General features: G+C 37.8%; 17 protein-coding genes. 3 read left to right on the top strand and 14 right to left on the bottom strand.

Features of this window, described 5'->3' with window-relative positions; all coding sequences use genetic code 11:
- Positions 1-39 precede the first annotated feature (39 nt).
- Both ACH3O9_RS08510 and greA read right to left on the bottom strand, forming a co-directional pair.
- Complete coding sequence (locus ACH3O9_RS08510; RefSeq protein ID WP_416446248.1) at positions 40-429, bottom strand: HIT family protein; 390 nt, start codon at positions 427-429, stop codon at positions 40-42.
- The gene (greA, locus tag ACH3O9_RS08505) at positions 429-908 is read right to left on the bottom strand and encodes a transcription elongation factor GreA (protein ID WP_416446246.1); all 480 of its coding nucleotides are present in this window, start codon (positions 906-908) and stop codon (positions 429-431) included. The genes ACH3O9_RS08510 and greA overlap by 1 nt, the downstream gene beginning before the upstream one ends.
- A 199-nt stretch (positions 909-1,107) precedes the next feature.
- On the opposite strand from greA, the gene ACH3O9_RS08500 reads away from it, so the two are divergent.
- Positions 1,108-1,533 (top strand): Rieske (2Fe-2S) protein, encoded by a 426-nt coding sequence (locus tag ACH3O9_RS08500; RefSeq protein ID WP_416446244.1) that lies wholly within the window; start codon positions 1,108-1,110, stop codon positions 1,531-1,533.
- Between the two features lie 51 nt (positions 1,534-1,584).
- Here the strand turns inward: ACH3O9_RS08500 and ACH3O9_RS08495 are convergent, their stop codons facing one another.
- Positions 1,585-3,801 (bottom strand): TonB-dependent receptor, encoded by a 2,217-nt coding sequence (locus ACH3O9_RS08495; RefSeq protein WP_416446242.1) that lies wholly within the window; start codon positions 3,799-3,801, stop codon positions 1,585-1,587.
- A gap of 302 nt (positions 3,802-4,103) precedes the next feature.
- Here ACH3O9_RS08495 and ACH3O9_RS08490 point away from each other — a divergent pair, with 302 nt between their 5' ends.
- Positions 4,104-6,521, top strand: a complete 2,418-nt coding sequence (locus ACH3O9_RS08490) for an ATP-binding protein (RefSeq protein WP_416446240.1) — start codon at positions 4,104-4,106, stop codon at positions 6,519-6,521.
- 1 nt (position 6,522) lies between these two features.
- On the opposite strand, the gene ACH3O9_RS08485 is transcribed toward ACH3O9_RS08490, so the two are convergent.
- From ACH3O9_RS08485 to ACH3O9_RS08440, 10 genes are all read right to left on the bottom strand, one after another.
- On the bottom strand, positions 6,523-7,872 hold the full coding sequence (locus tag ACH3O9_RS08485; protein ID WP_416446239.1) for a sigma-54-dependent transcriptional regulator: 1,350 nt from the start codon (positions 7,870-7,872) through the stop codon (positions 6,523-6,525).
- A gap of 232 nt (positions 7,873-8,104) precedes the next feature.
- Entirely contained in the window at positions 8,105-8,431 is a 327-nt protein-coding gene (locus ACH3O9_RS08480) for a hypothetical protein (RefSeq protein ID WP_416446237.1), read from the bottom strand.
- Positions 8,432-8,483: 52 nt separating this feature from the next.
- Complete coding sequence (locus tag ACH3O9_RS08475; RefSeq protein WP_416446235.1) at positions 8,484-8,813, bottom strand: hypothetical protein; 330 nt, start codon at positions 8,811-8,813, stop codon at positions 8,484-8,486.
- A 204-nt stretch (positions 8,814-9,017) separates the two neighbouring features.
- Complete coding sequence (gene arfB, locus ACH3O9_RS08470; protein WP_416446233.1) at positions 9,018-9,419, bottom strand: alternative ribosome rescue aminoacyl-tRNA hydrolase ArfB; 402 nt, start codon at positions 9,417-9,419, stop codon at positions 9,018-9,020.
- A gap of 2 nt (positions 9,420-9,421) precedes the next feature.
- Positions 9,422-10,975, bottom strand: coding sequence for a DUF4301 family protein (locus ACH3O9_RS08465; RefSeq protein ID WP_416446231.1), 1,554 nt, complete (start codon positions 10,973-10,975; stop codon positions 9,422-9,424).
- Positions 10,972-11,532, bottom strand: coding sequence for an AAA family ATPase (locus ACH3O9_RS08460; protein ID WP_416446229.1), 561 nt, complete (start codon positions 11,530-11,532; stop codon positions 10,972-10,974). Before ACH3O9_RS08460 ends, ACH3O9_RS08465 begins: the two co-directional genes overlap by 4 nt.
- On the bottom strand, positions 11,493-12,125 hold the full coding sequence (pnuC, locus tag ACH3O9_RS08455) for a nicotinamide riboside transporter PnuC (RefSeq protein WP_416446227.1): 633 nt from the start codon (positions 12,123-12,125) through the stop codon (positions 11,493-11,495). Before pnuC ends, ACH3O9_RS08460 begins: the two co-directional genes overlap by 40 nt.
- A complete protein-coding gene (locus ACH3O9_RS08450; RefSeq protein ID WP_416446225.1) occupies positions 12,109-12,369 on the bottom strand; it encodes a thiamine-binding protein in 261 nt (86 codons plus the stop codon). The genes pnuC and ACH3O9_RS08450 overlap by 17 nt, the downstream gene beginning before the upstream one ends.
- A 20-nt stretch (positions 12,370-12,389) precedes the next feature.
- Positions 12,390-13,118 carry a geranylgeranylglyceryl/heptaprenylglyceryl phosphate synthase gene (locus ACH3O9_RS08445; protein WP_416446223.1) on the bottom strand — a complete coding sequence of 243 codons (729 nt, stop codon included), beginning with the start codon at positions 13,116-13,118 and terminating at the stop codon, positions 12,390-12,392.
- Positions 13,119-13,123: 5 nt separating this feature from the next.
- Positions 13,124-13,756, bottom strand: a complete 633-nt coding sequence (locus tag ACH3O9_RS08440) for a 4'-phosphopantetheinyl transferase family protein (protein WP_416446221.1) — start codon at positions 13,754-13,756, stop codon at positions 13,124-13,126.
- Positions 13,757-13,815: 59 nt separating this feature from the next.
- On the opposite strand from ACH3O9_RS08440, the gene ahcY reads away from it, so the two are divergent.
- Complete coding sequence (gene ahcY, locus ACH3O9_RS08435) at positions 13,816-15,132, top strand: adenosylhomocysteinase (protein ID WP_416446219.1); 1,317 nt, start codon at positions 13,816-13,818, stop codon at positions 15,130-15,132.
- Between the two features lie 83 nt (positions 15,133-15,215).
- Here ahcY and ACH3O9_RS08430 read toward each other — a convergent pair whose 3' ends face one another.
- The gene (locus ACH3O9_RS08430) at positions 15,216-15,803 is read right to left on the bottom strand and encodes a DUF3332 domain-containing protein (RefSeq protein WP_416446217.1); all 588 of its coding nucleotides are present in this window, start codon (positions 15,801-15,803) and stop codon (positions 15,216-15,218) included.
- Positions 15,804-15,843: the final 40 nt, after the last annotated feature.

Here is a 15,843-nt window from a genome sequence, read left to right as displayed (position 1 = left end):
TTACGGTAACCATATTGTGGTGTTTTTAGCCACAGGAGATTATAGATTAGCTTGTATTGCTTTAGTTAAAGACTCCAGTTCTTCATTACTCATTGGGTTCTTCTGTAAAAAACGAGCATCTTCCATAGTGGTGAGCGGGATTAAGTGCACATGTACATGCGGCACTTCAAGACCTATCACAGATACACCTATACGTTTACATTCAACCGTCTTTTCAAGTGCTTTTGCAACCTTTCGCGAGAAGCGCATCAAATCAATATATTCATCTTCAGGAAGGTCAAAAATCTTGTTCTCTTCCTTTTTTGGAATACACAACGTATGCCCTTTAGCATTAGGATTAATATCGAGTATCGCTATATGCTTCTCGTCTTCTGCCACAATGTGACCGGGAATTTCTCTGTCTATTATTTTTGTGAATATTGAAGCCATTAGTGTTCACGTGTTATTTCAAGAATATCAAATTTCATGGTACCGTTAGGCACACTAATTTCTGCCACTTCACCTACTTTTTTACCCAGCAAACCTTTACCAATAGGAGAATCTACAGAGATTCTTCCTGCTTTTAGGTCTGCCTCACTTTGAGCGACAAGCTTATATTTCATCTCAGCTCCATTGGTCTGATTTTTAATTTTCACAGTAGAATGTACCAGCGCCTTTGAGGTGTCAAGCTGCGACTCATCAATCACACGGGCGTTAGCCACGGTCTCTTCAAGTTTTGCAATGCGCATCTCGAGCATTCCCTGTGCTTCTTTTGCGGCATCGTATTCTGCATTCTCACTTAGATCACCTTTATCTCTTGCATCTGCTATTGCCTGGGAAGCTTTAGGGCGCTCAATATCTTTTAACTTATTTAGCTCATCCTTCAGTTTTTTTAGTCCTTCTGCTGTATAATAAGATAATTTACTCATAACTTAATTGTTTATGCACAATGTGCGTACTATATCGTCGTTTTCTCTTGTATGATTATAATAAAACGGTGTTACTTAAGCCTTGAGGCCTAAATACAAAAAATCCCATTTTCACGGGATTTGTACTTGCTAATATACGAAATTATTAATTGACAGCCTTAAATTGTTGTAAATTGACAACTTTTAAATTAAAAAATAAATGTCCAGAATTGTTATCATCCTCTTATTAATCATAAGCCTTACTTCTTGCAGTGCAGATGAAAATGGCCGCAACCGTAACCCCTATTTACCAGATATAGGTTTTAGCATAACACTAAATACAAATTTGCCTCAATACAGCAATTTACAATTTCCCGGAAATGCAATTTATGTGGCTAATGCGGGAGTGCGCGGCTTTTTTGCTGTAAATACAGGCACAGGAATTCGCGCCTGGGAAGCGAGTGACCCCAATCACGCTCCTAGCGATTGCTCTACTATGGACCTCAATGGCATAGAAGTTACCTGCTCTTGCGAGAACACAACTTACAATTTGTACACCGGTCTTGCTTCAAATGATGACAAGCAATATCCTCTACTTGAATATAGAGCTACCCAAAGTGGAAATATTATTACCGTTTCTAACTAAAAAAACCGGCAGTAAAATGCCGGTTTTTCAATGTTTTTACCCGATTTTTTTCTAAAATCGAACAGTTGCTCCTACTAAAAAGTTAGTGGTTGCCTGAGGGTAATAACCCGTACCTTCTATTGTAGTTACAGTTCCCGGATTAGAGTAATCATCATCATAGGTGTAGAAATAACCGTTTGACACGTATTTTTCATTAAAGATGTTGTTTACCAAAGCAGTTAACGTAACAGACTTTGCAAAACCTATCCCACCCAAATCATATTGCACGTTAAAGTCATTTATAAAATAAGCATCCAGCTTAGAACTTTCAGCATCAATATTCCCCAGAAATTGCTCACTTACATATTTTGAAAGCAACGAAAGTCTCAAATTGCTTACAGGGAAAAAGTCTAAACGATTACCTGCTACCACATCTGGAGAAAAAGAAATATTAGTATTACCCAGATTAGTTAGTACACCATCTCTTTGAAAAAAGAAATCCCGATTCTTATTGCTGCTTATTGCCACATTGGGATATATAGCCAGCTGGCGACCTATTTGAAAACCTGCTTCAACCTCAACTCCCAGTCTGTAACTAGAACCGCTGTTTGCCCGTATAGGCGCACCTACATCATCAATAGCGCCTGTTAACACCAGTTGATTATGATAATCCATATAATAAATGTTGGCATTAACTCGAATGTTCTGTGTATTGTAACGGTAACCTAACTCAAAATCATTCAGGCTTTCAGATTGTGGATCACCATTTTCAAAATCTGTGCGGTTAGGCTCACGATTAGCTCGTGCGTATGAGAAATACAGGTCATTCTCCTCATTTAAACTGTAGGTCAAACCGGCTTTGGGATTGAAGAAAGAGTAACTTTTATCAATTACAAATGGCTGTTTGTCATCATTTATTCCGTCTGTTTTATAATTAATAAAACGCCCCTGCAAATCGCCAAACAAACTTAACTCATCATTTAAACGATAGGTCGCTTTCGCGAAAGCGGTAAATTCATTTTTATCACCGGTTCCTTCATAATAACGATCATTTTTTTCTGCATCCTGTGAGAAATAACGCGCCCAGGTAACTTCACCAAAGTGCTTTCCGCTGTAAATACTACCAAATAATCCTGAAGTAAAATCAAGCTTTTCGTCCTTATAATTCACATTAAGACTTGCTACATAATAATCATTATCAAGCCAGCGACGACGTATAAGATCTGTAGAAGTCATTTCTTCACCGTTCACGGTATAGGGCGTCCACCCTAAAAATGCGAAAGTGGGACTTTCATCAAAATTTACATTCGTATAGTACCAGTCATCAACATATTCTTCATAAAAGCCGCGACCATACGTATAGTTTAAACTCAGGTTTGTAGACCAGTGCTGGTCGTAACGCTGGTTCCAGTGCAGTTGCAAATGATCCTGCTTGTAATTATCGACCTGATTATCGTAAAAACCTTCTAAATTGCCGCCATTATCGTACTGAAACCCTATAGGATTATACCTTCTGTCAGAAGCTAAGGTGGCAGCGTCAATACCATTCCACGATTGATAGGTTACCTCAGAACCACCAAAACCAATTACTTTTATAAGCGTGTTTTCATCTTTATAAGCACCTTGCAAATAATATGATTTTAGGTCTGAAGACGCTCTGTCTACGTAACCATCTGACTTGATCACTGAAAATCTACCTGAGAAAGTAAAATGATCATGCAACAGACCGGTGCCAAATTTCACATTCCCTCTGCGCGTGTTGTAAGAACCTGCAGAACCTGAAATTTCTGCAAAAGCATCGTCCTCACTGGCATTAGTCAAAATGTTAAGGCTTGCGCCAAAAGCTCCGCCCCCATTTGTAGAAGTCCCCACACCGCGCTGCAGTTGTAAACTCTCTACAGAAGATGTAAAATCCTGCAGGTTTACAAAAAAAGTGGTGAGACTTTCTGCGTCATTATAGGGAATACCGTTAATGGTCACGTTAATACCCTGGTTTCCTGTTCCGCGTACGCGAAAACCTGTATAACCTACACCGGCACCGGCATCTGAGGTGGTGACCACACTGGGCAAATAATTGAGCAAAATAGGCAGATCCTGCCCCAGATTGCGTTCATTGAGATCCTTTTGATCAAGATCACTGTGTGTAATGGGCGACTGTGCATCTACCCTAACTGATTTTACCAGAACTTCGTCTAGCTTTTCTACTTTGGCCGTGTCTACGACGGTTTCCTGTGCAAGCGCATTAAAGCCTATAAAGGCTGCTCCACAAGCGAATAAGAGATTTTTCATCCGTAAAAAAATGTTTACGAATAAAAGGGGCAATTATTCTTTAGTTAAATAATAATTGATAATGATTGCACGTTTTGCAATGGCTGTGATTTTATAACCATTTCATTACGCTATGTCCCTTGGCAGCATTACCCGCCCAGGTTCTTTGGGTATGATCTCAGCTTGCACCCGCTAATAAATAACGACGTTTAAGCACCCCTTTGAGATTAGGCGGCAAATGTAAATTATTAAATCCTTTTTTTGTAGAAAAATTTAATTGCTTTTGCACGGCCTTCACTTAAATTTACCTAATCATAAATAATATGCGGAACACAAAACGCTCCATAACTTTCAAAGTTTTAGTAGGATACGTTCTTATCGCTGGCCTGGCGACACTTGCATATTTATTTATCTACCCGCGTATAAAAGAGTTTATTTATCCCGCACAGGAAGAGCAGGTCGCAAACCGCAAACTTACCTTCATTAGCAATGCTTTAAGCTACTTATACGAAGCTGAAACTATAGGCAGAACAGCAATGGCTACCGGTTCTCATGAACATTACGGGCAGTACAGCCAACTGGTAGACAGCATTTCTATGCAGCTTGATTCATTACAGGCACTTAATAGAGTTGATTATCAGGATATACAGCTTGACACGATAAAGATCTTGCTTTCGCGAAAGACAGATAACATGCAAACCATGGTGAATCTGCGAGAACGGCAGTATTCTCGTAGTTTTTATGAAGATGCCATAGCAGAACTTATCAAAGAAGATATTTATTTTGAAGATTATGAGAACGATCCCAGGCTTGACAGCCTCGACCCTGACTCAAAAAATACGTATGTAGAATTCTACAACTGGCTGCGTCGCGACAATATCCCGGAAGATAAAACCATGCGTTCTATGGCGCAAACTGTACGTGATGCTTTGGCTAAAATAGAACAACGCAAGAAGAAGCTTGAGCTGGATATTATTAATCGTGAAAATGAACTGCTGCAGAATGACCAGAATATAAACCTCAAGATCAGGAACCTGCTTTCTACACTTGAGCATGAGAGTTATTTAAGTGCGCAACAGCGTGAAAAACAGCTCAACATACGCATCAAGGAAATATCAAACAGGCTTAAACTATTTGGTGTCATAAGTATATTACTGGCTTTAGGTTTTGTAATTATGATCTTTATAGACGCGTCTAAAAGTCAGCAATACAGCAGGCAATTAGAAGAAAGCAACGCAGTTACACGATCGCTGTTAAAAAGCCGTGAACAGTTAATGGCTACGATCACCCACGATATGCGGTCGCCATTAAACACCGTTATTGGTTTCACAGATCTTCTACAAAAATCTGATCTTAGCACAAAGCAGGAACGCTATCTCAAAAATGTACAGAAATCATCTTACTACATTTTAAGACTTGTAAATGATCTCCTTGATTTCAACAAACTGGAAGCGGGCCGCGTAGTTATAGAGAAGATTGCTTTTAACCCTAAAAACTTAATTGAAGATGTTTTAACGGTAGCTTTGCCTTCAGAATTGAAAAAAGATGTTGAAGTTATTACTGAAACAACAGATGAAATAGATCGCTATTTTATAAGTGATCCTTTCCGTATTAAACAAATCTTATCTAATCTTCTAACTAACGCTTACAAATTTACAGAAACCGGAACCATTAAGATCATCACCTCGTATAACGAGAGTAAAGGCTATTTGCAATTTGTAGTAGAAGATACAGGCATAGGTATCCCGCTTAGCAAACAGAAAGTTATCTTCAACGAATTTTCACAGGCTGGGGGCGATATTGAGCGTAAATATGGAGGTTTTGGCCTTGGTCTGGCTATTACTAAAAAGCTTGTAAACCTGCTGGAAGGGAAGCTCAAACTAGAAAGTGTTCCCGGAAAAGGCAGTATTTTCACTGTAAAAATCCCCGTAAAACCGGGCAAAAACAGCCGTACTGAGCTAGAAACTAACGAGGAGATACTAAGCCAAATAAACAAGTCTAAAAAAGTTCTAATTGTAGACGATGAGCCTGTGCAACTCACTCTGGCTGCAGAAGTCATTAAACCTACCGGTATTGCTTACGACTCCTGCGCTAATGGGGAAGAAGCTCTGGCGAAAGCTCAGGAAGAAAAATATGATCTTATTCTTACAGATATACAAATGCCTGTGATGGATGGTATAGATTTTACCAAGGCAATTAAAGGTATTCCAAAACTGGCAAATATTCCCGTGATCGCACTTTCAGGCAATAGTGAACTGTCAAATAACGATTATGAGCGCATAGGCTTTGCACACAATTTAAGAAAACCATATTCGCCCAAAGTACTCTATGAGGTTTTACAGGATTATCTAGGCACCAGCACAGATAAAACTGTATCTACAGAAACCGTATCGACATCAAATCAAAATGCTGAATATTGCCTTGACGAACTAGCTCTTTTTGCAGATAATGACCCGGAGTCGCTCAAAGCTATTCTCAATATTTTTATAGAAAGCACAATTGAAAATAAGAAAAATCTGAAGAACGCTTTACGCGAAAACAACATTACAGAGGTAAATAAGGTTGCCCACAAGATGTTACCTATGTTTAAACAGTTACGGGTAAAAGAGATCATTCCCATCTTAGAAAAGCTGGAGACTTCAGACTTTTTTAGAACTTCGCAGATTGTGAGAGATTCTTTAAACAGTGTTTTGGAAAGAAAAATCGACCGGCTTTTATTCAACCTAAAAAGGCAGACATAGTTTACGTCTTAATATCGTACTGCTTTAATTTATTATAAAGCGTCTTGCGATCTATATTGAGTAAACGTGCGGCTTTGCTCTTGTTTCCCTCAGTTTGCTCAAGTGCATTGATGATCATATCCTGTTCATTTTTACTTTTAAACAAGCCAAAATCCTCATCATCTTTTTTGCGTGAATTTACTATCTCTCGCGGTAATATATCTAATGGAATAATCGTATCCTGCGTTAACAGAACAGAGCGTTTCACTATATTTTTTAATTCCCTTAGATTACCCGGCCAGCTATAATTAGTAAGCGCTTCTAAAGCAGCATCACTAAATCCCTGAACTTGTTTATCCAGATCTTCATTTGCTTTATCTAAAAACACATTTGCAAACAACAAAAGGTCTTCCTTACGATCTTTTAAACAAGGTACGCGTATAGAAAACTCATTGAGCCTGTGATAAAGATCTTCCCTAAATTCACCTTTTCGCACAGCTACCTCAAGATCTTCATTTGTTGCAGCGATAACACGTATATCTACGGGAATTTCTTTATTACTTCCTACAGGTTTGATCATTCGCTCCTGCAGAGCTCGCAGTAATTGTACTTGCAAACTATAACTTAGATTCCCTATTTCGTCAAGAAACAGAGTCCCTCCATTTGCGGCTTCAAAATGACCAATTTTATCATTAACGGCGCCTGTAAAAGATCCTTTAATGTGACCAAAGAATTCGCTTGAAGCTATCTCTCTGGGGATAGCACCACAGTCTACCGGGATAAATTGTTTATCCTTACGCTTACTGTGGTCATGAATACTTTTTGCAACATATTCTTTACCTGTACCGCTATCACCAATTATAAGCACAGACATAGAAGTAGGAGCAACAAGGTGTATATATTGATTTAATTTACCCGAAGCATCACTCACCCCCTGAATAAAAGTAACCTGATCGGCTCCCGTTTTCTCTTCTAACTGATTTTTAACTCCGTTGAGTTGAGAGTCAACCGGAGCATGCTTAAGAGCTTTCTCTATAATTTTAAGAAGTTGGTCAGGTCGTACCGGTTTAGATATATAATCAAAAGCACCCATTTTAATAGCTTGTACAGCAAGGTTAACTTCAGCATAACCCGTCATTAATATCACAGGAATTTCTGAATAGTCACTTTTTACCTGTTTCAGAATGTCAATACCATCTTTATCTGGCAGGCGTACATCTGTTATAACGAGACCTATTTTTTGTTGACCAAGCAAGCGCAATGCTTCCTGGGCCGTATAAGCTGCCAAGACCTTAAAACCTTTTTTTTCTAAAAAGGTTCCCAGCATTTTACAAAATGCGACATCATCTTCTACTATCAGTATTTGAGTCATATACCTTTAACGTAATTTTTCAAAATTACTAATTGAAACGTGGGTGTTTTCTAAATTAAATCATAAAAAAGGAGGAAGTCAAGTTATGACTTCCTCCTGTGAAAAATGGGTTAATTGCTTCTAAATATTCAATTCATATAATTTTTCTTTTTCATAGCAATTTTGATAATTCTAGCTTCGTTTTTGGGGCAAAAAAGCTGATAATTGAAGCAATTAACCCGATTTTTGAAGATTACTCTTGCGAGTCATCTTCTTTCACCCACTCACCTTCTTTTGTAATATATACCTTATGAGTCTCTGCTCCTGCTTCTGTTTCCAGAACCAGTTTGTACTTCTCCTCTTTATCGTCTATATATGCTTCTTTTATACTTGATCCTGCAAAATCTGTCTCTACAGCTTCAGAAATTGCTTCAGGGAGACTGTCTACCTCTACCGCAGTATATTCAGTTTTCATTGTTACGGCAGTTTCTGTATTCATCGCTGTATCAGTTTGAGCACTTATTCCTTGTGTCGCAAAAAGCATTGTTGCTGCTGCAACAGTCATCATTAAATTTTTCATAACTTTTATTTTTTAGGTTTATTTTGAAATATTGGGTTTAAGTAACTTGAAATTATTCCTGTGGTTCTATCCATTCTCCGTCTGAGGTTGCATACACCGTTTGAGCATCTTTACCCTGAATCTGAAGCACAATTTTATAGGTTTCCTGCTTTTCATCTACATAAGCTTCAGTCACCGTTGCACCTTCAAAATCTGATGACACAGACTCTGAAATGGCTGCCGGAAGATTTTCAACTTCTATAGGTTGATAGTCTTTACCTGCCTGCATTTGTAAAATGGGTTTATTAGATTCTACTGTTGGTACAGTTTCCTGTGCGATTGTGCTTTGTGTTGCTCCCAGCAAAACTGCCGCTGTCGCTAAAGTCATCATTAACTTTTTCATGTCTATAGTTGATTTTGTTATTCTTGTTTTCTTATCAACTAAATAGAATAATTGGACCAATCTCGCATATAGAGAAGCGTAGCTTAGTAAGAGCTTGAATTGCAAGGCTTCTATTACGTTTGCGAAAGTTTTGTTAAGTAAATTTATTGTAGAAAATCTGTGGCAATGCCCAGCGCGTGTAGAACGCTTCTACATAATATTTTCTTAAAAGTCTGGATTGCGGCGGTCAGCTTTCTTTTGTGAATTGCGCTTTTTAGATTCTAAACGTCTTAATTTAGAATTTCTGGTTGGCCTGGTTTTCTTACGTTGCTTAGGTCTCTTCAGCGCTTTTTCTAACATCAGGAGGAAGTTTTTGACCAATGCCTCCTTATTTTTTAACTGACTTCTAGAATGGTCATTGCTCACAACCAGATTCTCATCTTTAGTTATTCTATTTGATAATTTAAGATGCACGCGCTGTTTTTCATCTTCAGAAAGTGCTGCAGAATCTGGTAAGTTCCATGAAAGAACAACTTTTGTAGAAGTTTTATTTACATGTTGACCACCCGGGCCACTGCTGCGCACTGCCTTAAAATCACACTCTTCTAACAGTATCTTTTTATCCAAATTTATGAAACCTGATGTGCCGGCTTAAGAAGATCGTTTACAGTTTTAACCGGATTAAATGTTTCTACAGGAACTTCTACAAAGATTGTATTCCAAAGTGCCATTGCTCCATTCCATAAACCGGGTAATTCTAAAGCTTTGATCTGGTCACCATCTGATGTTTTACTTGCTATAAAAGCGAGATCAGGATTTACATATTTTAAAAGATCGTATTTCTCACCCTTATAGTTACGCACGCCCGCAACAATATCTACAGGATTAAAATGTGTAGAATCTTTAAAAATTTTAGATTGTGCAGGATCATCAAGATTTACCTGGGCAGATTCTATTATCTGCAGGTCTGTTTTTCCGCTTTCATTAGTTACCCAAAATGGCCCGCCTCCCGGCTCACCTTCATTTTTTACCATACCACAAATACGAATGGGTCGATCTATTAACTTGTGCAGATATTGCTTCTTTTCTTCAAAAGAAAACTGGGCGAAATCATCATCAAGGCGAGTGCTAAAATCACCTTCAAGAAAAGACACCAGTGAAGCCACTTCCTCTTCTGTAATAGAATCTTCTACAAATGATTTTTGATATTTAAATATTTTCTCCTGCAGCTCAAGCAACATCCCTGCTAGGATCTTTTTATACTTTGCCAATAATTCGATTTGACTTTGCACAAGAACATTGTCAATATTCTTTATAAAAATTATATCAGCATCAACATCATTTAAGTTTTCAATAAGCGCACCGTGACCACCCGGTCTAAATAACAATTTACCATCAGGCTTACGGTATAACTCATTAGATGTGGTTACTGCAACCGTATCTGTAGAAGATTTCTGAAATGAATAATCTACAGTATAGTTGACTCCTGTAGCATTACTAACTGAGTCTTTGATTGCATTATAATGCTCTTCAAAACGCTCTTTATGTTCTGGTGAAACTGTAAAATGCAAATCTGACTTATCTGCTACCGCTGCGTATGCCGCTGCTTCATGAAAGTGTTCTTCAAAAGCTGTGGCAGGATAAGAGTCATATTTATGAAATGGAAGTAACCCTTTAGGATAATTGCCATAATCAAGCCCATCTGCATTCATCATTATCTTTACAAAAGATAACTTTTTAAAATTCTCATCTGCAAGTTCGCTTTCGCTATAGCGATCTTTTAATATACTTTCTACTTTCTCGTAAAACGGAAATTTCTTTCTGTTGTCAAGAAGCTGTTTTATGTCTTTATTTTTAGTTCTGCTTAGATATTCGTCTACAGATTCTTTATCAATATCATAATCTTCAATAAACTGATATACCGCTTTAAACATACGGGAAGCTGCACCTGATGCGGGAGTAAACTTTAAAATATCAAGTCCCTCTTTATGATCATCGTAAAAATCAAGATATTTTGTCTGCTCACTATCTGCAAGTTTAAAAATACCATCACTTACCGTTGCTGCGGCTTCAAGTTTTACAGTGGGCACACCGTTAACAAATTTATCTACCTGAGCCTCTACTTGCTCTACTGTTAGCCCGTGATCTTCTATTTCTTGTATATCTTCTTTTGAAAATTTCATTCCAGCAGTTTATTTATGGTTGATATTGCCATTTTCATACGCTCATCTATGCTACCCTTAAGCGTAATATATGGCCGGTTATATTTTTTTAGCGCATTTTCAAAATGCGCAAACATTTCTTCTCGTTGATCTGGTCTGTCCCTCAAATCGTCTGCCTCCCACGGGGTATCAATATAGGTGAGCAGATACAGTGTATATTCATTCTTGAGTGCATATTTATCTAACACCGGGTCACTCCACCCGCCGTAGTATACCTCGCCATAAACCTTAGTCTCAAGCAGATCTGTATCACAAAATAAAACATTTTCAGTCTTTTCTGTTGCCTCATTCTCAAGTTTCATTTGCCCTATTGCGATAGGTACAAGATCTTCCGGCGCACAGATTAAAGCTTCGGTATCCCATTTATTCTGCAGATATTCTCTGGCAAATTCTGGTACCCAAAGAGTATTGTAATACGCTGCAAGCTTCCGCGAAAGCGTAGTCTTTCCTGAACTTTCCGGACCAAAAAGCACGATTTTTATGCAGTTACAGGGTTTTTGTGTAAGTGTTTCTTCCAAGCTTTATAACCAAATATGGCGATTACGGTAAAAATAAGATATTGTAAACTGGTAAATGTGAAACCTTTGTAAAAATATAATGGCACAGAAATAATATCTCCTACGATCCAGTATAGCCAGTTTTCTATCTTACGGCGCGCCATTAACCACATGCCCACAAAGAATATGGCTGTTGTAATAGTGTCTACATAAGCCGTCCAACTTGTCCATTTATCAAATACCTGATAAATGAAAAATACAAAAGCACACGTTGCAATAAATATAAAAATAGAGATTTTATTCTCTTTAGAAGTCGTGGTTGAAATAGGCGTCACATGTGTTGCGTCTACCTTTCTGGTCCAGATATACCAGCCATAGACACTCATGATAAAATAATACCCATTGATCATCATGTCGCCCAGCAAGCCCCATTTTTGCAAAAGATAAACAAAAATAGCAGTGCTCACCATTCCCGTAGGATAGACTAAAATATTATTCTGCTTTGAACACCAAACAGATAACAGACCAAAAATGACTGCAGTTATCTCTAGCCCAATATCAAGATTTGAATAATCTGAATATTGACCAAATAGAAAATCAAAAATTGGGCTCATAAGTACTTAGGTCAGACTTTACGATTTTCATATACATTAAGCCTTTTTCTATTGCTTCAAAGGCGATTTTTACCTCCTTTGTTAGCAGTGTCATGACCTCATCATATTCACCATATACCTGTGTACTTAACGGAGTTTCTTTGGTTGTAAAACCAGATTCTCTAAGTTTCTTTATAAAATCGATGATTGGAGGCTCAAAATCGTCGTGAAGAGGGGTAAAAGTGAGTTCTACAGAAATCTTCATAATCTTCTATTAAGTGATATTTAAATTTTATTTGTTCCTTTTTCAAAAGCGTTTCCTACTACGATCATATCTGCGCCGGCTTTATATATTTCCTGCATTTTTAATTTAGATCGTATTCCACCGCCTACAATTAAAGGTATAGAAATTTCCTTTTTAACGGCAGCAATGACCTCATAAGGCACACAATTAAGCGCACCGCTTCCCGCCTCAAGATAGATAATTTTTTTTCCGGTATATTCACCGGCCAAGGCAGTATTTACGATGGTGTCAATATCTGTGGGTTCTAGCGGAGTCGTTTTGCTCACTTCCTGTACAGCTGTTTTATTGCCGCCATTAATGAGAATGTAGCCAGTGGGTATAATTTGAATACCTGTGTCTTTTAATTTTTGTACAGATTTTATCTGTTGCTCGATCAGATACTCGGGATTCCTTCCGGAAATTAAAGATAGAAATAGAATACCATCTGCCTGAGTTGTTATTTGTTTATAATCTCCCGGAAAGAGGATAACAGGCAGCGCGGTTATGGCCTTTACTGCCGCGACTACTTGTGCTGTCTCAAGACCAGAAGCTGTACTGCCGCCTATAAAAATGTGAGTTGTAGAACTGGGTAATTGCCTAAAGAATTCTTCTGTAGTTTCAAGATCAAAATCTTCAGGATCAATAAGGACCGCAAATAGCTTTTCGTTCTGCTTTTTAGCAGATAAAATCCCACTATATATGCTATTTGTTTTATGAGCGATGATTTCCAAACACCTTAGTTTTGAGAAAGCGCATAGACACATGTAAAACCTTCAAACTCCATAAAAGTTATGTGGTAGTAACTCTCTTGCCCTTTGTATATGATTTTGGCTGTAGTATGTTCATCATCAAAACCAAAATCTGTAACATTGATGTTTTGAAGAAAACTTATTCCCTGCACTCCGTAGATTTTATACAACGCTTCTTTTGCTCCCCATACTATTGTTAACTTACGCATAACGGCATCATCATTAGCAAGTGTTCTGTATTCCTTAATAGGAGTGAATTTAGGTGCAATTTTTAAAATCTTCTCTCTTTGCTTTTCTATATCTATCCCCACTTCTATATCACTTACAATAATTGCAGTGAAATTATAAGAATGTGTTATTGATATATGCTTATCATCTTTAAGATGAGGTTTTCCAAAAGTATCATAATACAGATCATGATCTACATAACCTGCTTCATTAAGCAAATGCCGTATACTCATAAAGCCACGCTGATGAATTTGTGATTTCATGTGAGTTATGCGCTCACTACAATGCGGAGTAAGTCGCACACCTTTTGAAAGCTCTTCAAGAGATTCTTCAACCTTCCAGATATAAACCTGAGTGGTGGGATTGACTGTTATTGTTTTGTAAAGAGGCACGTTAAGTAGGCTATTATATGTATTTTTGCAAAAAAACTAAGAATTGTAAAGATAACAATATGTCTACTAAAACACTGCCTTACGTATCTTATAAAGTAAAAGACATTTCTTTAGCTCAATGGGGAAGAAAGGAAATAGAATTGGCTGAAGCCGAAATGCCCGGCCTTATGGCTTTAAGAGAAGAATATAAAGATGAGCAACCATTAAAAGGGGCGCGCATTGCAGGTTGTCTGCATATGACGATACAAACTGCAGTTCTTATAGAAACTTTAATTTCTTTAGGAGCAGAAGTTACATGGAGCTCGTGTAATATTTTCTCTACTCAAGATCAGGCTGCTGCTGCAATTGCAGATGCCGGTATTCCTGTTTACGCGTGGAAAGGGATGAACGAAGAAGAATTTGACTGGTGTATTGAGCAAACTCTTTTCTTTGGCGAAGACCGCAAACCGCTCAACATGATTCTTGATGATGGTGGTGATCTTACAAATATGGTGCTTGATAAATATCCTGAGCTTGCTGCAGGTATCAACGGACTTTCTGAAGAGACCACAACAGGAGTTCACCGTCTTTATGAGCGCATGAAAAATGGTACGCTACCAATGCCAGCTATAAACGTAAACGACAGCGTAACAAAATCAAAATTTGATAATAAATATGGCTGCCGCGAAAGTGCTGTAGATGCGATACGTCGTGCTACAGATGTTATGCTTGCCGGGAAACGCGTTGTTGTTTGTGGCTATGGTGATGTAGGTAAAGGTACAGCTGCTTCTTTTAGAGGTGCAGGTTCTATTGTTACCGTCACCGAAATTGATCCTATTTGCGCATTGCAAGCTGCAATGGATGGTTTTGAAGTAAAGCGTCTTGAAACAGTATTACCTAAAGCGGATATAGTTATCACTACCACGGGTAATAAGTCTATTGTAAGACCAGAGCATTTTAAGGCAATGAAAGATAAGACCATAGTTTGCAACATTGGTCATTTTGATAATGAGATCGCTGTTGCCTGGTTAAATGACAATTATGGTGCTACTAAAGTTGAGATCAAACCTCAGGTAGATAAATATACCATTGATGGTGTAGATATAATCCTTCTAGCAGAAGGTCGCCTTGTAAACCTAGGTTGTGCAACAGGACACCCTAGTTTTGTAATGAGTAATTCATTTACAAACCAGACTCTGGCGCAAATTGAATTATGGAAGCACAGAGAGAATTACGAGAATAAGGTATATATGCTACCAAAGCATCTTGATGAGAAAGTTGCCGCATTACACCTTGAGAAAATTGGCGTAGAGCTTACTCAATTAGACGAGGAGCAGGCTGCATACATCGGTGTTGAAGTAAACGGCCCTTTTAAACCGGAATACTACAGATACTAGGCATATTGCCAAATAATATAAACTAAAGCGGCTATCAAATTGATGATAGCCGCTTTTTTATTTAAATTAAAACGGGTAGTTTATTAATTACCTAAAGCTAACATTCTACTTTCAAAATTAAAGTCATGTTTAGCCATTTCCAGCTGGGCAAGACTTTGCTCTCGAGTTGCTGTAGGGTCAATTTTAACTTCTTCGCCATTTGGCATGTAAACGATCATTAAACCATCTTTAAAAGATGAAAGTTTTATTATCTCTCCATCTTCCTTAAGAGCATTCCACGACCTATCTTCAGGTTTGTAAAGCATTTCAAGATGATTGCCTTTATGTTCTCCATCAATGACGTTGATAACAAATCTGTTTCTGGATGCTATCATCTCGTAAGTATTACCATTCCTTTTTAAGATCTGGGTTTCTACCTCACCATCATTCATAGCAATAGGGTTACTACCGCTCCAAAATTCGATAACATTAAAGATCAAAGTGTCACCTATAAAGAAAAGACCATAGACAGGTACAATATTTAGCGCCCAGAAAACTAAGTTATTTACAAACCTGCTATCTGAGATTTCCATGTTCCAGTCTTTCAAATTATTGAATGCGCTAAAAGAACCTAAACAACTTGTGCATAATAATAGCATAGACATTAAACTGCAAGTAATTAATTTTTTCATAAGAGTATTTTTTTGATTAGTACTAAAGTTAAATTACGAA

Source organism: Leeuwenhoekiella sp. A16 (genome assembly GCF_047946675.1).
Classification (GTDB): Bacteria; Bacteroidota; Bacteroidia; order Flavobacteriales; family Flavobacteriaceae; genus Leeuwenhoekiella.
Note: the sequence above shows the minus strand (reverse complement) of the source record. Positions and strands in the feature narration are given on the sequence as shown.